Source organism: Streptomyces thermospinosisporus (assembly GCF_039526425.1).
Taxonomy (GTDB): domain Bacteria; phylum Actinomycetota; class Actinomycetes; order Streptomycetales; family Streptomycetaceae; genus Streptomyces; species Streptomyces thermocarboxydovorans.
The window spans coordinates 4277-22255 of record NZ_BAAAIZ010000010.1; the positions used below are offsets into that span (position 1 = coordinate 4277).

At 73.0% G+C, this 17979-nt stretch carries 18 protein-coding genes and 1 tRNA gene; 12 read left to right on the forward strand and 7 right to left on the reverse strand.

Features of this window, described 5'->3' with window-relative positions:
- Window positions 1–1688, forward strand: a 1688-nt coding sequence (locus tag ABD207_RS04940; protein ID WP_344010311.1) for a tetratricopeptide repeat protein, incomplete at its 5' end; no start/stop codon positions are given.
- Window positions 1689–1823: 135 nt separating this feature from the next.
- Window positions 1824–1897, forward strand: a tRNA-Met gene (locus tag ABD207_RS04945).
- A 161-nt stretch (window positions 1898–2058) separates the two neighbouring features.
- Here ABD207_RS04945 and ABD207_RS04950 read toward each other — a convergent pair.
- Window positions 2059–2475 carry a Fur family transcriptional regulator gene (locus tag ABD207_RS04950; RefSeq protein WP_344010314.1) on the reverse strand — a complete coding sequence of 139 codons (417 nt, stop codon included), beginning with the start codon at window positions 2473–2475 and terminating at the stop codon, window positions 2059–2061.
- A 143-nt stretch (window positions 2476–2618) separates the two neighbouring features.
- Here ABD207_RS04950 and ABD207_RS04955 point away from each other — a divergent pair, with 143 nt between their 5' ends.
- Window positions 2619–4070, forward strand: coding sequence for a catalase (locus tag ABD207_RS04955; protein ID WP_344010315.1), 1452 nt, complete (start codon window positions 2619–2621; stop codon window positions 4068–4070).
- A gap of 88 nt (window positions 4071–4158) precedes the next feature.
- On the opposite strand, the gene ABD207_RS04960 is transcribed toward ABD207_RS04955, so the two are convergent.
- Complete coding sequence (locus tag ABD207_RS04960; protein ID WP_344010317.1) at window positions 4159–4551, reverse strand: CBS domain-containing protein; 393 nt, start codon at window positions 4549–4551, stop codon at window positions 4159–4161.
- A 172-nt stretch (window positions 4552–4723) separates the two neighbouring features.
- Entirely contained in the window at window positions 4724–5524 is an 801-nt protein-coding gene (gene hisN, locus ABD207_RS04965) for a histidinol-phosphatase (protein WP_343999920.1), read from the reverse strand.
- Between the two features lie 186 nt (window positions 5525–5710).
- Here hisN and ABD207_RS04970 point away from each other — a divergent pair, with 186 nt between their 5' ends.
- Window positions 5711–6586, forward strand: a complete 876-nt coding sequence (locus tag ABD207_RS04970) for a TetR/AcrR family transcriptional regulator (protein WP_344010319.1) — start codon at window positions 5711–5713, stop codon at window positions 6584–6586.
- Here ABD207_RS04970 and ABD207_RS04975 read toward each other — a convergent pair.
- The 4 genes from ABD207_RS04975 to ABD207_RS04990 form a co-directional block, all read right to left on the reverse strand.
- Window positions 6543–6866 carry a DMT family transporter gene (locus ABD207_RS04975; protein ID WP_343999925.1) on the reverse strand — a complete coding sequence of 108 codons (324 nt, stop codon included), beginning with the start codon at window positions 6864–6866 and terminating at the stop codon, window positions 6543–6545. The two genes, ABD207_RS04970 and ABD207_RS04975, sit on opposite strands and share 44 nt — an antisense overlap.
- A 221-nt stretch (window positions 6867–7087) precedes the next feature.
- Window positions 7088–8098, reverse strand: coding sequence for a ribosome small subunit-dependent GTPase A (gene rsgA, locus ABD207_RS04980; protein ID WP_344010321.1), 1011 nt, complete (start codon window positions 8096–8098; stop codon window positions 7088–7090).
- A gap of 9 nt (window positions 8099–8107) precedes the next feature.
- Complete coding sequence (gene aroA, locus ABD207_RS04985) at window positions 8108–9424, reverse strand: 3-phosphoshikimate 1-carboxyvinyltransferase (protein ID WP_344010323.1); 1317 nt, start codon at window positions 9422–9424, stop codon at window positions 8108–8110.
- 108 nt (window positions 9425–9532) lie between these two features.
- Window positions 9533–10255, reverse strand: coding sequence for a M50 family metallopeptidase (locus ABD207_RS04990; protein ID WP_344010325.1), 723 nt, complete (start codon window positions 10253–10255; stop codon window positions 9533–9535).
- 228 nt (window positions 10256–10483) lie between these two features.
- Between ABD207_RS04990 and ABD207_RS04995 the strand changes: the two genes are divergently transcribed.
- From ABD207_RS04995 to def, 8 genes are all read left to right on the forward strand, one after another.
- Window positions 10484–11299, forward strand: a complete 816-nt coding sequence (locus ABD207_RS04995) for an SOS response-associated peptidase (protein WP_344010327.1) — start codon at window positions 10484–10486, stop codon at window positions 11297–11299.
- A gap of 1 nt (window position 11300) precedes the next feature.
- Window positions 11301–11951 carry an alpha/beta hydrolase family protein gene (locus tag ABD207_RS05000; RefSeq protein WP_344010329.1) on the forward strand — a complete coding sequence of 217 codons (651 nt, stop codon included), beginning with the start codon at window positions 11301–11303 and terminating at the stop codon, window positions 11949–11951.
- A 302-nt stretch (window positions 11952–12253) separates the two neighbouring features.
- Window positions 12254–12940 carry an RNA polymerase sigma factor SigR gene (gene sigR, locus ABD207_RS05005; RefSeq protein ID WP_344010331.1) on the forward strand — a complete coding sequence of 229 codons (687 nt, stop codon included), beginning with the start codon at window positions 12254–12256 and terminating at the stop codon, window positions 12938–12940.
- Window positions 12937–13248, forward strand: coding sequence for a mycothiol system anti-sigma-R factor (gene rsrA / locus ABD207_RS05010; protein ID WP_167997285.1), 312 nt, complete (start codon window positions 12937–12939; stop codon window positions 13246–13248). Before sigR ends, rsrA begins: the two co-directional genes overlap by 4 nt.
- 141 nt (window positions 13249–13389) lie before the next feature.
- Window positions 13390–14745, forward strand: a complete 1356-nt coding sequence (locus ABD207_RS05015; protein WP_344010333.1) for an HD-GYP domain-containing protein — start codon at window positions 13390–13392, stop codon at window positions 14743–14745.
- A complete protein-coding gene (locus ABD207_RS05020) occupies window positions 14742–15986 on the forward strand; it encodes an HD-GYP domain-containing protein (protein ID WP_344010335.1) in 1245 nt (414 codons plus the stop codon). Before ABD207_RS05015 ends, ABD207_RS05020 begins: the two co-directional genes overlap by 4 nt.
- Window positions 15987–16166: 180 nt before the next feature.
- Window positions 16167–17147, forward strand: a complete 981-nt coding sequence (locus ABD207_RS05025; RefSeq protein WP_167997287.1) for a tetratricopeptide repeat protein — start codon at window positions 16167–16169, stop codon at window positions 17145–17147.
- Window positions 17148–17295: 148 nt separating this feature from the next.
- Window positions 17296–17946 (forward strand): peptide deformylase, encoded by a 651-nt coding sequence (gene def, locus ABD207_RS05030; protein ID WP_343999946.1) that lies wholly within the window; start codon window positions 17296–17298, stop codon window positions 17944–17946.
- Window positions 17947–17979 lie beyond the last annotated feature (33 nt).

Sequence of the window (17979 nt, forward strand, 5' to 3'; positions counted from 1 at the left end):
CCGCCGAGGCCGGCGACGTCGAGGCGATGAGCATCCTCGGCGCCATGCTGCTGCGCCGCGGTGATCTCGACGGAGCCGAACCCCACCTGCGCAACGCCACCGCCGCCGGCGACCGCGCCGCCGCCAACAACCTGGGCGTCCTGCTGCACCAGCGGGGCTACGCCGACGAGGCCGCCGGATGGTGGCGCATCGCCGCCGTCGCCGGCTCGGCCGCGGCGGCGCACTCCCTGGGCCGCCACCACCGCGAGCGCGGTGACGAACCGGCCGCGGAGTACTGGCTGCGCCAGTCCGCCGAACAGGGCCACACGCTGGGCGCCTACGCGCTCGCCGACCTGCTCGAGCACCGCGGGGACGAGGCAGGCGCCGAGCGCTGGATGCGGGCCGCGGCCGAACGCGGCCACCGTGAGGCGGCGTACCGGCTGGCCCGCACGCTGGACCGCCGGGCCGCACGCAGGTCCGGCGACGACAACGGTGTCCGGCTGCTGCAGGAGGCCGAGCAGTACTACCGGCAGGCCGCCGCGCGCGGTCACCGCCGGGCCGCCCTGCACCTCGGGACGATCCTGGAGAAGCGCGGCGAGCTCAAGGAGGCCGGCCGCTGGTATCTGACGTCCGCCAAGGACGGCGAGGCGCGGGCCGCCTGCGCGCTCGGGTTCCTGCTGCGGGACGCCGGCGACACCGAGAACGCCGCCGTGTGGTGGCTGCGCGCTGCCCAGGACGGCGACGGCAACGCCGCCAACGCACTGGGCGCGCTGCACGCCGAGCGCGGCGAGACCCAGACCGCCGAGCGCTGGTACCGGGCCGCCATGGACGCCGGCGACGTCAACGGCGCCTACAACCTCGGGCTGCTCTGCTCCGAGCAGGGCCGCACCTCGCAGGCCGAGCAGTGGTACCGCCGGGCGGCCTACGCCGGTCACCGCGAGGCCGCCAACGCCCTGGCGATCCTGCTGCTGCAGGCCGGCGACGAGACGGGCGCGGAGCCGTGGTTCTCCAAGGCCGCCGAGGCGGGCAGCGTGGACGCCGCCTTCAACCTGGGTATCCTGCACGCCGGCCGGGGCGAGGAGGAGGCTGCGCTGCGCTGGTACGAGCGGGCCGCCGCCGCCGGGCACACCGAGGCCGCGCTGCAGGTCGGCATGGCCCGGCTGCGGGCCGGCGACGAGGCCGAGGCCGAGCGGTTCCTGCGCTGCGCGGCGGGCGGCGGCAGCGCCGAGGCCGCCTACCGCCTGGCGACGGTGCTGGACGCCCGTCGGCCGCCCGAGCCGGCGCACGAGCTGGGCGAGCCGGTGCACCGGCGCAGCGAGTGCGAGGAGTGGTACGAGCGTGCCGCCTCCCAGGGGCACCGCCGGGCCCAGGTGCGCGTCGGCATGCTCGCGGCGGCCCGCGGCGACGTCGTCGAGGCGGCCCGCTGGTACCGCGAGGCGGCCGAGGCCGGCTCCCGCAACGGCGCCTTCAACCTGGGTCTGCTGCTGGCCCGGGAGGGCAGCGAGCCGGAGGCGGCCGTGTGGTGGACCCGCGCCGCGGACGCCGGACACGGCCGCGCCGCGCTGCGCCTGGCCCTGGTCTACGCGCGGCGGGGCGAGCTCGCCGAGGGCCAGCGCTGGGCCGACCGCGCGGCGGCGCTCGGTCCCCCGGCGGTCACGGAGCGTGCCGTCCGGCTGCGCGACGCCCTGCGGCAGGAGCTGTCGGCCTGAGCCGCCCTTCCGTCCGTGCGGTGTCCGGTGTGGTGTCCGGTGTGGTGTCCGCCACTTCCGGCGAAGTCGCAGGACACCGCGCGGAGAAGCGATTTGCTTCCTCCCGCGTCCTTGACGTAACGTTGCCTGCGTCGACGCGGGGTGGAGCAGCTCGGTAGCTCGCTGGGCTCATAACCCAGAGGTCGCAGGTTCAAATCCTGTCCCCGCTACTGAAGTCCGAGGGCCGGAATCCGAAAGGGTTCCGGCCCTCGGTGCGTTCACCCTCCGGACCTGGCACCGAGGACCTTGCACGGATCGGGTCGTCGCACGCATGCAGCCCGGAGAGCCCCGGCACCAGTGGTGCCGGGGCTCTCGGTCGTGTCTGAGTGCCCTACGCCGCCGCGCAGTTGGGGCAGATGCCGCGGTACGTCACCTCGACGTCCGAGACGGTGAAGCCGTAGCGCTCCGAGTCGGGGAGGTCGGCCAGCGGATTGCCCGTCGGGTGGACGTCCCGGATGGCGCCGCACCGCGCGCACACCAGGTGGTGGTGCGGCCGGTGTGCATTGGGGTCGTAGCGCTTGGCCCGCTGGTCGGTGGCGACCTCCAGCACCTCACCGAGCGAGACCAGCTCACCCAGGGTGTTGTAGACGGTCGCCCGGGAGATCTCGGGCAGCTTGGCGACAGCTCGTGCGTGCACCTCGTCGGCCGTCAGGTGGACGTGTTCGCCGTCGAGGACCTCGGCCACGACACGGCGCTGTGCGGTCATCCGCCATCCACGTCCGCGGAGCCGTTCCAGAAGGTCACTCATGAGACCACCTTAACAGCAGAGGGACCAGGTCCCGAACAGGTGTGAAGTTGGATCTCGGCTTGACTTAGACAATGTCTATTGTAGGGTCGAGCCTGGCCTTAGCCAAGGAACAGGATTGGTCAAGAGTGACGCAGGAGGCGCACGTGACGAAGGGACCGCTCACCACGGAGGCCGGTGCCCCGGTCGCCGACAATCAGAACAGCGAGACGGCAGGCGTGGGCGGCCCGGTGCTCGTGCAGGACCAGCTGCTGCTGGAGAAGCTGGCCCACTTCAACCGGGAGCGCATCCCGGAGCGGGTGGTGCACGCCCGCGGCGCCGGCGCCTACGGCACCTTCACGGTCACCGCCGACGTCACCCCGTACACGCGGGCCAAGTTCCTCTCCGAGGTCGGCAAGCAGACCGAGGTCTTCGTGCGCTTCTCGACCGTGGCCGGCAACCTGGGCGCGCCGGACGCCGTGCGCGACCCGCGCGGTTTCGCGGTGAAGTTCTACACCGAGGAGGGCAACTACGACCTCGTCGGCAACAACACCCCGGTGTTCTTCATCCGGGACGCCATCAAGTTCCCGGACTTCATCCACACCCAGAAGCGCGACCCGTACACCGGCTCGCAGGAGGCGGACAACGTCTTCGACTTCTGGGGGCTCTCCCCGGAGTCCACGCACCAGGTGACCTGGCTCTTCGGCGACCGCGGCATCCCGGCCTCCTACCGCCACATGGACGGCTTCGGCTCGCACACCTTCCAGTGGAACAACGAGGACGGCGAGGTCTTCTGGGTCAAGTACCACTTCAAGACCGACCAGGGGATCAAGAACCTGACCGCCGAGGAGGCGGAGATCCTGGCCGGCAAGGACCCGGACTCCCACCAGCGGGACCTGCGCGAGTCCATCGAGCGCGGCGACTACCCGTCCTGGACGGCATATGTGCAGATCATGCCGGCGGCGGACGCGGCGACCTACCGCTTCAACCCGTTCGACCTGACCAAGGTCTGGCCGCACGCGGACTACCCGCTGATCGAGTTCGGCAAGCTGGAGCTCAACCGCAACCCGGAGAACATCTTCGCCGAGGTCGAGCAGTCGGTCTTCAGCCCCGCCCACTTCGTGCCGGGCATCGGCCCGTCCCCGGACAAGATGCTCCAGGGCCGCCTCTTCGCCTACGGCGACGCACACCGCTACCGCGTCGGCATCAACGCCGACCACCTGCCGGTGAACCGCCCGCGCGCCACCGAGGCGCGCACCCACTCCCGTGACGGCTACCTCTACGACGGCCGCCACAAGGGCGCGAAGAACTACGAGCCGAACAGCTTCGGCGGCCCCGCCCAGACCGGCCGCCCGCTGTGGCAGCCGATCCCGGTCACCGGTGCCACCGGTGAGACGGCCACCCCCGTCCACGCCGAGGACGACGACTTTGTGCAGGCCGGCAATCTCTACCGGCTGATGTCTCAGGACGAGAAGGAGCGCCTGGTGACCAACCTGGCGAAGGCCGTCTCGGGCGTCACGCGGGACGAGATCGCCGAGCGCGCGATCAACAACTTCCGCCAGGCGGACGAGGACTTCGGCAAGCGGCTTCAGGCCGCGGTGCAGGCCCTGCGCGGCTGATTCCAGCGCTGGACCGCTTGCCGGGCCGGGCGGGCCGGGACTTCTTCGAGAGCAGCAGTCCCGGCCCGTTCTCATGCGTTGACCGCGGTCAGGCGGGGACCTGCTGGCGCGCCGGGGCCCAGCACTTGATGATGTCGCGCACCGACACGATGCCGACGGGCTCCCCGTTGTCGCAGACGATCAGATGCCGGAAACCGCCGTGGGCCATGGCCCCCGCGGCCTCCTCCAGGGTCCAGGCCGGTGCGGCGAAGACGACGTCGGTGGTGGTGTGGGCGTGGACGCGCTCCGTGTCCGGGTCCTGCCCCAGACCCACGGAGTTCAGCACGTCCCGTTCGGTGAGGATGCCGATGCCGATGCCGTCGGGGTCGAGGACCACGGCGGCGCCCACACGGCGGGCGGACATCAGGGCGGCGGCCTGGCGGAGGGTGTGGTCGGGGCCGACGGTGAGGACCACCGTGCTCATGGCGTCACGGACGAGCATGGGATGGAGCCACCTCCTACCGGAAACCGTGCGGTGTCGCGGACGCCGGATCCGCTTGTTCACGGTTTCACAAATTCACAAGTGGGGGGACTCTCAGAGTGGCAGGCAAAGCGGGGGTCAACAAGAGGGCGCGTGCGGCCCAAGAAGGGCGCACACGCTCACCTCGTACTTCTCAGTAGCGCTGGTTCAGATACCCCAGCAGCTCGTCGTGGAGCAGCCCGTTGGAGGCCGCCGCGTTGCCGCTGTGCGGTCCGGGCCGGCCGTCGAGGCCGGTGAAGGTGCCCCCCGCCTCGGTCACGATGATCGCGTTGGCGGCCATGTCCCACAGCGACAGCTCCGGCTCCGCGCACATGTCGACCGAGCCCTCGGCGACCATCATGTACGGCCAGAAGTCCCCGTAGGCCCGGGTCCGCCACACCTCGCGGGTCAGGTCGAGGAAGCCGTCGAGCCGGCCCTGCTCCTCCCAGCCGCTGAGCGAGGAGTACGCGAACGAGGCGTCCGCCAGCTTCGAGACACGGGAGACCTGCAGCTTGGAGGCGGAGGTGAGGCTGCGGCCGCTGAAGGCGCCGTGGTCCTTCGCGGCCCACCAGCGGCGGCCGAGCGCGGGGGCCGAGACCACGCCGACGACCGGCTGGTAGCCGCCCTCACCGGCCTCCATCAGGGCGATGAGCGTGGCCCACACCGGCACACCGCGCACATAGTTCTTCGTTCCGTCGATCGGGTCGACGACCCAGCGCCGCGGGCCCGTCCCCTCGACCCCGTACTCCTCACCCAGCACCGCGTCCCGGGGGCGGGCGCGGGCCAGATGACCGCGGACGAGCTCCTCCGCGGCCTTGTCCGCTTCGCTCACCGGCGTCATGTCCGGCTTGGTCTCCACCTTGAGGTCGAGGGCCTTGAACCGTTCCATCGTCGCGGCGTCGGCGGCGTCCGCGAGGACGTGGGCGAGACGCAGGTCATCGAGGTAGTCGGGCATGTGACGACCGTATCTGCCGAGGTGGCGCCGGGGCTACAGGGGAGCGGGGGCGTCCGGACCGTCGCGGCGGCGCGGGGAGGCATGTCGTGCGTGCCCCCGCCGGTGGCCGCGCGCACCCTTGACAGTGCCTACCACCCCGTCAACTCTGAACCGCAGGGTCGTGAGCTCGCCCCGAGGGAGGCGAAGATGCCTGCAGCGCGGGAATCTCTGCTGGACGCCGCCTACACCGCCCTGGCACGCCGGCCGTGGCCGGCCGTACGGATGGTGGACGTGGCCGCCTCGGCCGGAGTCTCCCGGCAGACCCTCTACAACGAGTTCGGCAGCAAGGAGGGCCTCGCCCGCGCCCTGGTCCGCAGGGAGGCCGACGCCTACCTCGCCGGCGTGGACCGTGCCCTCTCGGGAGCAGCGGCACCCGGCGGCTTCACCGGGACGACCAGTCCCGCCGGAGGTACGGGCGGCGCCGGTCCGGGCCTCACCGGAGGTGCCGGCTCCGCCGGTCCGGGCCTCACCGGAGGTTTCACGGGAAGTACCGGCCCCGCCGCATCCACGCACCCCACTGCATCCACGCACCTCGCCGGAGCCACGAGCCTCACCGGTCCCACGGCCTCCCTGAGCCCTCCCGGCCCGGTCGACCCCCGCGACCGGCTCACCGCCGCCGCCGAGTGGACCACCGAGACCGCCCGCAGCAACGCCTTGGTCCGCGCCATGCTCACCGGCTGCTGGAGCGAGCGTCTGCCGACCCCGTCCCTCACCCGTGTGCCGTCCAGCTCCGCCGTCCCCGCGCAGCGCCGCGCCGACGGCCCCCTGCCGTCCCCCACCGACTTCGTCGCCCTCGTCCGCGACCGGGCCGTCAACGCCCTGGCCGGTCCGCGCGCCGGCGCCGGCGCCGAGGGCCCCGACCTCGCCGAGCTCGCCCGCGCCTGCGAACTCACCATCCGGATCGCGCTCTCCTGCATCGCCGCCCCGCCCGCCGAGGGCAGCGTCGCCGATCTGGTGCGCGACGCCCTGCACACGCTCCTCAGTGGGCCGAGCCGGACAGCTGCAGCCCGATCACCCCGATGATCACCAGCGTGATCGACACGATCTTCAGCACGGACACCAGGTCGCCGAGGAAGACCATGCCGTAGATCGCCGTCCCCGCGGCCCCGATCCCCGTCCACACCGCGTACGCCGGACCCACGTCCAGCCGCTTCAGCGCGAGGGTCAGCAGGCCGAAGCTGCCCAGGGCGAACACACAGAACGCGATGGTCGGCCACAGCCGGGTGAAACCGTGGGAGAGCTTCAGGCACACGGCGAAGCCGGTCTCGAGCAACCCGGCCACGATGACCAGCAGCCACGCCATGTGTCGTCCTCCCGTACGCCCGCGAAGGGCACCGCCACCTCAGGCACGAACTCCGGCTCGGTGCGATTATGCACTTACCAGTCGCACGTCAGGACAAACAACGCGAAGCCCGTTCGGCCTTCCCGAGCCGGACGCGGCCCGCATTTCCGGCACGCCGACCGCCTCTTCGGGCGCATGGACCCCGTCCGTCTCTTCCGACGAGGCGTCAGCCGGCCGCCGGCTCAGTCGCCTTCCGTCCGCTCCCGCGCCGACAGCAGCCGCCGCAGCGAGTAGAGCCGCGCCGGATCGGCGTGTCCCTCCTCCACCCAGGCGTCCAGGGCGCAGTCCGGCTCGTCGTGACTGCACGCCCGCGGGCAGCCGTCGGTGCCCGGTTCGAGATCCGGGAACGCGTGGATGACCCGCGAGGGATCGACGTGCGCCAGCCCGAACGACCGCACGCCGGGGGTGTCGATGACCCACCCCTGAGCACCGGCCAGCGGCAGCGCCAGCGCGGACGTCGTGGTGTGCCGCCCCCGACCGGTCACCGCGTTGACCTGCCCGGTCGTGCGCCGCCGGTCCTCGGGCACCAGCGCGTTCACCAGCGTCGTCTTGCCGACGCCGGAGTGCCCGACGAAGGCGGTGATGCGCCCTTCGAGATGCTCGCGCACCCGGTCCGCGGCCTCGCCGCTCTCCAGTTCCGCACGGCTGGTCACCACGTACGGGATGTCGAGATCCCCGTACAGCTCCAGCAGTTTGTCCGCCGGTGCCAGGTCCGACTTGGTCATGACCAGCAGCGGGTCGAGCCCGCCGTCGAACGCGGCGACCAGGCAGCGGTCGATCAGCCGGGGCCGCGGCTCCGGATCGGCGAGCGCGGTGACGATGGCCAGCTGGTCGGCGTTGGCGACGACGACCCGCTCGTAGGGATCGTCGTCGTCGGCGGTGCGCCGCAGCACCGTCCTGCGTTCCTCGATGCGCACGATCCGCGCGAGGGTGTCCTTCTTGCCGGACAGGTCGCCCACCAGGGCCACCCGGTCGCCGACCACCGCGGCCTTGCGGCCCAGTTCACGGGCCTTCATCGCCATCACGACGCGGTCCTCGACCAGGCAGGTCAGCCGGCCGCGGTCGACGGTGAGGACCATGCCCTCGGCGGCGTCCTCGTGCTTGGGGCGGATGTGGGTGCGCGGCCGGTTGCCCTTGCGGTTGGGGCGGGAACGGATGTCGTCCTCGTCGGTGTGCCTGCCATAGCGGCGCATGGTGAACCCCTACGCCCCGAGCATCCCGGTCCACAGCTCGGGGAAGTCCGGCAGGGTCTTCGCCGTGGTCGCCACGTTCTCGATCTGCACGCCCTCCACCGCGAGCCCGATGATCGCACCGGCGGTGGCCATGCGGTGGTCCTCATAGGTGTGGAAGACCCCGCCGTGCAGCCGGCGCGGCCGGATGTGGAGACCGTCGGCGGTCTCGGTGACATCGCCGCCGAGCTCGTTGATCTCCTTGGTGAGCGCGGCCAGCCGGTCCGTCTCGTGCAGCCGCAGATGGGCCACGCCCCGCAGGGTCGACGGCGAGTCGGCGAGCGCCGCCACCGCGGCGATGCCGGGCGTCAGCTCGCCCACCTCGCCGAGGTCCACGTCGATGCCGTGGATCTTCCCGGAGCCGGTGAACACCAGCCCCGCGTCGGTCAGTTCGCAGGAACCGCCCATCTCGGTGAAGATCTCCCGCAGCCGGTCACCCGGCTGGGTGGTGCGCTCCGGCCAGTCCGGGATCACGACCCGGCCGCCGGTCACCAGCGCCGCCGCCAGGAACGGCTGGGCGTTGGACAGGTCCGGCTCGATGGTCAGGTCCCGGCCGAGCAGCGCGCCCGGGGTGACCCGCCAGACGTTCGGCTCCCCGCCGGACTCGGGGGTGTCGACCTGGGCGCCCACGGCCCGGAGCATGTCGACGGTCATCCGGATGTGCGGCATCGACGGGAGTGTCGCGCCGGTGTGCCGGACCTCCACGCCCTGGTTGAAGCGCGGGGCGGACAGCAGCAGCGCGCTGACGAACTGGGAGGACGAGGAGGCGTCGACCTCGACGGTGCCGCCGTCCAGGGCGCCCCCGCCGCGCACGGTCATCGGCAGCGCGCCGCGCCCGTCGTCGTCGATCCGGGCCCCGAGCGCGCGCAGCGCGTCGATGACGCCGTTCAGGGGACGCTCGTGCGAACGGGGGTCGCCGTCGAAGCGGACGGGACCGTCGGCGAGCGTGGCGACGGGCGGCAGGAACCGCATCACGGTGCCCGCGTTGCCGACGTCGACGGTGGCCGGGCCGCGCAGACCCGTGGGCAGCACCCGCCAGGCCTCACCGGTGCCGTCGGGCCCCACACCCTCCTCGATCTCCACACCCATGGCGCGCAGCCCGCCCGCCATCAGCAGCGTGTCGCGGGAGCGCAGGGGGCGGCGCAGCCAGCCCGGCTCGGAGGCCAGGGCGGCCAGCACCAGGGCGCGGTTGGTGACCGACTTGGACCCGGGCACGTGGACCGTCGCATCGACGGCTCCGCTCGCGTGCGGGGCGGGCCAGAGGGCGGTGTGTGCGGGGTTCGGGGCCATGGGGCCACTTTATAAGGAGGCCGCCGGGCCGGTGCGGCGCCATCGGGACGGGGTGCGCCCGGGCGGCGGAGCGGCAGCGCGGCGTGCGCGCGCCCCCGCACGGGCCGTTCACAGCCCCAGGAGCCAGCGTCCTCCGCCCAGCAGAGAGCACACGGAAACGGCGTGGAACAGGAAGAACCACATCGCCGCCGGTACGTGCGTCAGCCGGGAGAGCTGGTCGGCGTCCGAGTCCCCGGCCCCGCCCCGGGCCCGCTTCGCCTGGAGTTCGAAGGCCGGACGCACCCCGCCGATCAGCAGGAACCACACCACCGCATAGGCGAACGCCGCCTGCACCTGCGGCCCGGTCAGCCAGGAGACCGCCAGGAACGTCCCGCCCGTGATCAGGACCGTCAGGGCGCCGTAGGCGTTGCGGATCATCACCAGCATCGCCAGGAGCAGGCCGGTCGCCACCCACAGCAGCAGGGTGATCCGCCCCGCGCCCAGCAGCGCCGCGCCGCCGAGGCCGAGCAGCGGGGGAGCGGTGTAGCCGGCCGCCGCGGTGAGGATCATGCCGATGCCGTAGGGCTTGCCCCGGCTGACGGTCAGGCCGCTGGTGTCCGAGTGCAGGCGTATCCCCGTGAGCGTGCGCCCGGTGAGCAGCGCCACCAGGCCGTGCCCGCCCTCGTGGGCGATGGTGATGGCGTTGCGGGACAGCCGCCACGACGGATGCCAGGCGACCACGGCGAGGGCGGCGACCAGCGTGGCCACCACCACCCACTGATCGGGCTCCGGCTGGGTGCCGGAGACCTCGTCCCACAGCGAGGCGAGCGAGGCGGATGCGGTGCTGACCATGCGTTCCATGTGATCCCGGTGGCTCCCTGCGTGCGGGCGGAGTCTGGCAGTGTGGCACGTCTGTGCGGACGGTACCTGAGACGCCTGTGCGCCAGGGCCCGTTCCCTGCGGAGAACCGGCAGGTCACGGCGCCGGGGGCGACCCGGGGCTCGCTCCAGGGGCCGGTCCGTTGTCGGTGCCTCCTCGTAAGGTGAGGGGGATGGTGAAGACGGTGGGAGGGCGTCGGACATGTGCGGACGGTATGCGGCGAGCCGCAGGCCGGAGGATCTCGCGGGCATCTTCGAGATAGAGAAGTGGGAGCCGCAGGAGTCCCTGGAGCCCGACTACAACGTGGCCCCCACCAAGGAGGTCTACGCGGTCCTGGACCGTCCGCTGAAGGACGGCCCCGACCCGCGGCCGGTGCGGCAGCTGCGCAGGCTCAAGTGGGGGCTCGTCCCGTCCTGGGCGAAGACTCCCGAGGGCGGCGCACGCATGATCAACGCCCGCGCCGAGACGGTCCACGAGAAGCCGTCCTACCGCCGCGCCTTCGCCGCCCGCCGCTGCATCCTGCCCGCCGACGGCTACTACGAGTGGGTCACCGGCACCCAGGAGCGCGAACTGGAGGTGGAGGGCAAGCGGAAGAGGCCCCGCAAGCAGCCGTACTTCGTGACCCCCGCCGACGGCTCGGTGTTCGCGATGGCCGGGCTGTACGAGTTCTGGCGGGACCGCACGCTGCCCGACGACCACCCGCAGGCCTGGTGGGTGACCTGCTCCGTGATCACCACCGAGGCGGAGCGGACCCCGCTCGCCGTGGCCCCGGCCGAGGGGCCGCGGTCGCTCGCCGACATCCACCCGCGGATGCCGCTGATGCTCACCCCCGACCGCTGGGACGCCTGGCTCGACCCGTCCCGCACCGACCCCGGCGACCTGCGCGAGCTGCTCGCCCCGCCGCCCCCGGGACTGATGCGCGCCTACCCGGTCAGCACGGCGGTCAGCAACGTCCGCAACAACGGACCGCAGCTGCTGAAGGAGCTGGCGGCCCCGGAGGAGGGCACACTCTTCTGATGTGACCACCGCTTCCGATGTGACGACCGAGACCATCGACACCGACGCCGGGCCCGCCCGCATCACCTGGCACGCCGCCCGCTCCCGGCCCCGCCTGGTCCTCGCCGTGAGCCACGGCGCCGGCGGCGGCATCGAGGCCCGGGACCTGGTGGCGCTCGCCGGGACGCTGCCCGCGCACGGCGTCACCGTGGCCCTGGTCGAGCAGCCCTGGCGGGTGGCCGGCAAGAAGGTCGCCCCCGCCCCGAAGACCCTGGACACCGGCTGGCGCGGCATCTGGCCCGCGCTCACCGCACCCGGCCTGCCGGTGATCTCCGGCGGGCGCAGCGCCGGCGCCCGCGTCGCCTGCCGCACCGCCCGCGAGCTGGGCGCCCGTGCCGTGCTGGCGCTGAGCTTCCCGCTGCACCCGCCGGGCAAGCCGGAGAAGTCCCGCGCCGAGGAGCTGCTCGGCGCCGGGGTGCCCACCCTCGTCGTGCAGGGCGGCAACGACCCGTTCGGCCGCCCCGATGAGTTCCCCGAGGGCCCTTACGAGCTGGTGGAGATCCCCCACGGCGACCACGGCTTCGCGGTGCCCAAGCGGGCCGGCGTCACCGGGCAGGAGACGATGGCGCGGCTGACGGACGCGGTCGTGAGGTGGACCGGTTCGCTGAAGTGAGGGCGGGGCGATCCCCTCGCCCGCCGGGTATGCCCGCCCGCCGCCGACCGCTCGGGAATGCCCGGCCGGCCCCCGCTGTTGGAGGGGACGTACGTGCCGGCCGACGGCACCGCCGTCACAGCAAGGGAGTCTGCCGCATGGGTTCTGTCCACTGCCCGAGCCGCACCAGCCGCGCCGACCTGGACTGGACGGTGCTGCACGCGGCGAAGACCGCTCCTGTTCGGGCGGCGGGCGGACCGGATCGTCGTCTATCCTCCGATTCGGGTGGGGCCGGTCTCGGTCCCGCGACAACCTTGGAGGAGGTGGGTCCGGTTCCCGGTACCGACGCAGGGACCGATCACGGCCAGGCGGAGCAGCCCGAGAGCCAGGGCGGCACGGGCGCGGAGTCGACCGCCGAGCGCAACATGCGCTTCGAACGGGACGCGCTCGAGTTCCTCGACCAGATGTACTCGGCCGCACTGCGCATGACACGCAACCCGGCCGACGCGGAGGACCTGGTGCAGGAGACCTACGCCAAGGCGTACGGGTCGTTCCACCAGTTCCGCGAGGGCACCAACCTCAAGGCGTGGCTGTACCGGATCCTCACCAACACCTTCATCAACTCCTACCGCAAGAAGCAGCGCGAGCCCCAGCGCAGCGCCGCGGAGGACATCGAGGACTGGCAGCTCGCCCGCGCCGAGTCGCACATGTCGACCGGACTGCGCTCGGCCGAGTCGCAGGCGCTGGACCACCTGCCCGACTCGGACGTGAAGGCAGCCCTCCAGGCCATCCCCGAGGAGTTCCGCATCGCCGTCTATCTGGCGGATGTCGAGGGCTTTGCGTACAAGGAGATCGCCGACATCATGGGGACACCCATCGGTACGGTGATGTCCCGGCTGCACCGTGGCCGCCGCCAGCTGCGCGGCATGCTCGAGGACTACGCCCGCGACCGCGGACTGGTCCCGGCCGGCGCCGGAGAGTCGAACGAAGCGAAAGGCTCGGGGTCATGAGCTGCGGAGAGCCGCACGAGACGGATTGCAGCGAAATCCTCGATCATCTCTACGAGTTCCTCGACCGTGAGATGCCCGACGACGACTGTGCGAAGTTCGAGCACCACTTCGAGGAATGCTCGCCGTGCCTGGAGAAGTACGGCCTGGAACAGGCCGTGAAGAAGCTCGTCAAGCGGTGCTGCGGACATGACGACGTGCCGGGCGACCTGCGTTCGAAGGTCATGAGCCGCATCGAGCTGATCCGCTCGGGCGAGACGGTGCCCGACCACGACGTCGCCGCCTCACCGGCCACACCTCAGGAGTCCTGACCACCGAGGAGCCCCGCACCTCACGTCACTCGTACGTGCTAATCCCCGGCTTATCGGCCCGCACGGATCCCGGCGCGCCCTAGGCTCCGGAGGCTGACGGGCGGCAGGCCGAGGGCGGCCCGCACGGTCGGGGAGGGGCTCATGGAGGCGTTACCGGCACGAGCCCGCATCTGTGTGACGGGCGCAGCCCTGGCCGCGCTGCTGTGCCTGCTGCCGCTGCCGGCACCGGACGATCCCGCCTGGTGGTGGCAGGCAGCCGCCCTGCTCGCCCTGCTCTACGCCGCCGGCGAGTGGCTCGTCCGCTCCTCCCGCCCCGGAGCGGCGAACCCCTCCGGCACCCTCTACCCCGTGCTGCTCGCCGGGGCCTTCCTGCTGCCGCCGCACGCCGCCGCACTGGTCGCCCTGCCCGCGGCGCTGCTGGCCCCCGTGGAGCAACCCCCGCTGCTGCCGCGGCGGATCTGGCGCACCGCCCAGCTGGTGCTCGCCGTGCGGGCCGCCGCCGAGACGCACACAGCGGCCGGCGGACGGGAGGCGGTCGCCGGCTGCGAGGTGCCCGCGGCGCTCGCCGCCGCCGGCGCCGCCGTGGCCGCCTTCAGCCTGGTGCTGACCCTCCTGGACTGCCTCGTCCTCGCATGCGCCTCGGGCAGCCCGCTGCACCGCGTGGGACGCACCGCCGCCGCCTGGTGGCGGCTGCTGCTGAGATCCCTGGCGCCGCTCACCGTGCACGGGCTCGCCGGACTGATGATGGCGCTGCTGTGGCGCAGCCCCTACGGCCCCGTGGCCGCGCTGCTGGTGCTGCTGCCGATGGGGGTCTCCTGGTGGGCCTTCGCCCAGTACCACCGGGAGCGCGCCGCCCACCAGGCGACCATCCGGGCCCTGGTGCAGGCCGTCGACATCAAGGACGGCTACACCCGCGGGCACAGCGAACGCGTCGGGCAGGCCGCCATGATGATCGCCCGCGAACTGGGCATGGACGACGAGCGGGTCGAAGTGCTGCGCTTCGCGGGCATCCTGCACGACGTCGGCAAGCTCGGCGTGCCCACCCGGCTGCTCACCAAGGACGGGCCGCTGACCCCCGAGGAACGGCGGATCATCGAACTGCACCCCGAGTACGGACACGAGATGGTGCGGGGCATCGCCTTCCTCGGCGAGGCCCGAGCGGCGGTGCTCCACCACCACGAACGCCTGGACGGCACCGGCTACCCGTACGGCCTCGCGGGCAGTCAGATCCCGGAGTCGGCACGGGTGGTGGCCGTCGCCGACGCCTTCGACGCCATGACCTCCACCCGCTCCTACAGCCGGGCCCGCCCCGTGCCCGTGGCGCTGAAGGAGCTCCAGCGGTGCGCGGGGGCGCACTTCGACCCGCGGATGGTGGCCGCCCTGGTCCGGGTGATCGGGCGGGTCGGCTGGCATCCCGCGGTCACCGCCGACCAGTCCCCGGCCCGCGTGCCCCCGCCCGCCGCACCGGCCGCCGACCGGCCCGGGGCCCGGCGGTGACCCCCCGCCCGCCCCTGCACACCGCCGTGCACGGCGCCGCCGCCGTCGTGGCCGTCGGCTGCCTGGGCACCACCCTGTGGCACGGCCTCGAGAGCCGCGGCGCCGCCCTCGCCTTCGGCGTCCTGGTCGCCGTCGGCGAGCTCACCCGCCGCGGCCGCACCCCCGTCCGGCAGGCCGCCCCGCTCGCCGCCGCGGGCTCCCTGGCCTACGGGCTGCTCGGCGAGATCGGCGGGCGGCCCACCACGCACGGCGCCGCCCAGGTCGTCACCGTGGTGCTCGCCGCCTCCCTGCTCGGCAGCGTGCCGCACGTCGGGCGCGGGCACGGGCCCACCCTGGACCATCTGGCGCGCCGCGTGCTCACCGTCGGCTTCGTGGCCGTCTGCTTCCAGCCCCCGCGCAACCGGGGCACGTTCGACGACTGGGGTGGCCCCGCCTACGCGCTGCTGCTGCTCCTGCTGCTGTCGCTGACCATGCTGTGCGACGCCGTGCTCGCCGCCGCCCTGGCCCACTCCCGGCACGGCTGGCCCTTCGGGCCGGTGCTGCGCGACGAGCTGCGCGCGGTGCCCGGCATCGGCGCCGCGGTCATCGCGACCGGGGCGGTGATGGCGCTCGCGGTCGCCGTGGTCGGCCTGTGGGCGCTGCCCGTCTTCTCGGTGCCGCTGCTGCTCGCCCAGCTGGCGCACCGGCGGGTGGCCGCCGTGCGCGCCACCTACCGGCAGACCATCGCCTCCCTCGCCCGGGCCACCGAGATCGCCGGATACACCCCGGCCGGGCACGCCCGCCGGGTCGCCGCGCTCAGCCAGGCGGTCGGCCGCGACCTCGGGCTGACCGAGCCCGAGCTGACCGTGCTGGAGTACGCGGCCCTGATGCACGACATCGGCCAGCTCAGCCTTGTCGACCCGGTCCCGGCCGGCGCCACCGCCGGCCTGCCGCGGACGGAGCAGCGGCGGATCGCCCTGCTCGGCGGGGCCGTCGTCCGCCAGACCGGGGTGGACCCGCGGGTCGCCCGGATCGTCGAGCAGCAGGCCGACCCCCACCGGGACCAGTTGCCGGCCGCGCGGATCGTGCGCGCGGTCAACGCGTACGAGGAGAAGTCCCGGGAAGGCGGCCCCGGCGGGCCTCTCACCGCGCTGGAGGAACTGCGGCTCGGCAGCGCCGGGGAGTACGCACCGGAGGTGGTCGAGTCGCTGGCCCGTGTGCTGTCGAGGAACCCGGAGGTGATGCGTGAGCAGAGGGGCTGAGCGTGGCGAGAGCCACGCACGAGGCAGGGGGAAGAACTGTCTGACCCCCCTCGGGGCTGGGTAACCCATGGGTAATGAGCGCCCTTGCGGCCGTACGTGGTTGGATGCGAACAAGAGGGTGTCCGGGGGGCGCGAGCAAGGATCAGCCGGCCCACCGCACGGAACTGGCAGGCGGGAATCGTGAGGATCTTCGGCAAGGGACGGCACCGGCCCTCCGCCTCCTGGCGGGAGGCGACGGACCGGGCGTTCACGCTCATCGGCGACGGGCGTTACGAGGACGCGGGCGCGCTGCTGACACGTGCTGCCGATCTGGAGCCCTGGCTGTCGGAGTCCTGGTTCAACCTGGCGCTGCTGCACAAGTTCCGGCACGACTGGGAGCAGGCGCGGGCCGCCGGACTGCGGGCGGTGGCGCTGCTGGACCGGGACACCGGGGCCCCCGACTGGTGGAACGTCGGCATCGCCGCGACCGCCCTGCAGGACTGGCCGCTGGCCCGCCGCGCCTGGCAGGCCTACGGGCTGAAGGTGCCCGGTGCCGCCACCGATTCCGGCGAGCCGCTGGGCATGGACCTGGGCAGCGCGGCCGTGCGGCTCTCCCCGGAGGGGGAGGCCGAGGTGGTGTGGGGGCGGCGGCTCGACCCGGCCCGGATCGAGGTGCTGTCCATTCCGCTGCCGTCCTCGGGGCGGCGCTGGGGTGAGGTCGTCCTGCACGACGGCGTGCCGCACGGCGAGCGCAGCACGGCCGCCGGGCACACCTACCCGGTGTTCGACGAGATCGAGCTGTGGGCGCCGTCGCCGGTGCCGACGTGGGTGGTGCTGCTGGAGGCGGCGAGCGAGGCGGACCGGGACGCGCTGGAGCAGCTGGCCGCGGACGCCGGGTTCGCGGCGGAGGACTGGTCGTCGTCGGTGCGGCTGCTGTGCCGGATGTGTTCGGAGTCGCGGATGCCGTCCGACGAGGGCGAGGGCGAGCACCTCGACCCGCACGACCACAGCGAGCCGGGCCACCCCGGGCCGCTGGGGCACCGGACCGACGGGCAGCTGTGGGTGCCGGAGCGCGAGTGCGGGGTGGCGGCGCCGGCCGCGCTGGTCAGGGGGCTGCTGGACGGCTGGGTGGCCGACAGCCCGGACACCAGGGACTGGCGGGACCTGGAGGAGGTCTGCTAGCCGGCTCCGGTGCAGGTCCGCCGCGTGCTTTCGGCACCGGAGGGCCTCCCGCGGACCGGATGCGGTCCCGCGCCCCGCGAGGGGCGCTTGCACGTACCCTGTATCAGCAGTGAACCCCCCTTTTGCTTGCAGGAAGGCTTACGTCGGCATGGCTCAGCAGGACACCGATCAGCAGCGCGCGGGCGTGCTCCCCGTGGACGACGAGGGGTACGTCATCGACACGGAGGACTGCGAGGAGCGTGAGGCCGCCTACCGCGAGCGGGGCACCTCCCGTCCGATCACGGTCGTGGGCAATCCGGTGCTGCACAAGGAGTGCCGGGACGTCACGGAGTTCGACGACGAGCTGCGCAAGCTGGTGGACGACATGTTCGCCAGCCAGCGCACCGCCGAGGGCGTGGGCCTGGCCGCCAACCAGATCGGCGTGGACCTGAAGGTGTTCGTCTACGACTGCCCGGACGACGAGGGCGTGCGCCACGTCGGTGTCGTCTGCAACCCCAAGCTCGTCGAACTGCCCGCCGAGAAGCGCCGGCTGGACGACAGCAACGAGGGCTGCCTGTCCGTGCCGACCGCCTACGCGCCGCTCGCCCGGCCGGACTACGCCGAGGTGACCGGGCAGGACGAGTGGGGCAACCCGATCAAGGTGCGCGGCACCGGGTACTTCGCGCGCTGTTTGCAGCACGAGACCGATCACCTCTACGGCTACCTGTACATCGACCGGCTGTCGAAGCGGGAGCGCAAGGAGGCGCTGCGGCAGATGGCCGAGAACGAGCCGCGCTACCCGGTCGTGGCCAACGACTGATCTTCTCGAACCCGACCCCGGACGGCGTCCCGC

Bases quoted from the DNA above. Each gene is read 5' to 3' on its own strand.
- ABD207_RS04950 (WP_344010314.1), bottom strand. From the start codon at position 2,475: ATGAGTGACCTTCTGGAACGGCTCCGCGGACGTGGATGGCGGATGACC.
- ABD207_RS04960 (WP_344010317.1), bottom strand. From the start codon at position 4,551: ATGCTCGTCCGTGACGCCATGAGCACGGTGGTCCTCACCGTCGGCCCC.
- hisN (WP_343999920.1), bottom strand. From the start codon at position 5,524: ATGCCCGACTACCTCGATGACCTGCGTCTCGCCCACGTCCTCGCGGAC.
- ABD207_RS04970 (WP_344010319.1), top strand. From the start codon at position 5,711: ATGCCTGCAGCGCGGGAATCTCTGCTGGACGCCGCCTACACCGCCCTG.
- ABD207_RS04975 (WP_343999925.1), bottom strand. From the start codon at position 6,866: ATGGCGTGGCTGCTGGTCATCGTGGCCGGGTTGCTCGAGACCGGCTTC.
- rsgA (WP_344010321.1), bottom strand. From the start codon at position 8,098: ATGCGCCGCTATGGCAGGCACACCGACGAGGACGACATCCGTTCCCGC.
- aroA (WP_344010323.1), bottom strand. From the start codon at position 9,424: ATGGCCCCGAACCCCGCACACACCGCCCTCTGGCCCGCCCCGCACGCG.
- ABD207_RS04990 (WP_344010325.1), bottom strand. From the start codon at position 10,255: ATGGTCAGCACCGCATCCGCCTCGCTCGCCTCGCTGTGGGACGAGGTC.
- ABD207_RS04995 (WP_344010327.1), top strand. From the start codon at position 10,484: ATGTGCGGACGGTATGCGGCGAGCCGCAGGCCGGAGGATCTCGCGGGC.
- rsrA (WP_167997285.1), top strand. From the start codon at position 12,937: ATGAGCTGCGGAGAGCCGCACGAGACGGATTGCAGCGAAATCCTCGAT.
- ABD207_RS05015 (WP_344010333.1), top strand. From the start codon at position 13,390: ATGGAGGCGTTACCGGCACGAGCCCGCATCTGTGTGACGGGCGCAGCC.
- def (WP_343999946.1), top strand. From the start codon at position 17,296: ATGGCTCAGCAGGACACCGATCAGCAGCGCGCGGGCGTGCTCCCCGTG.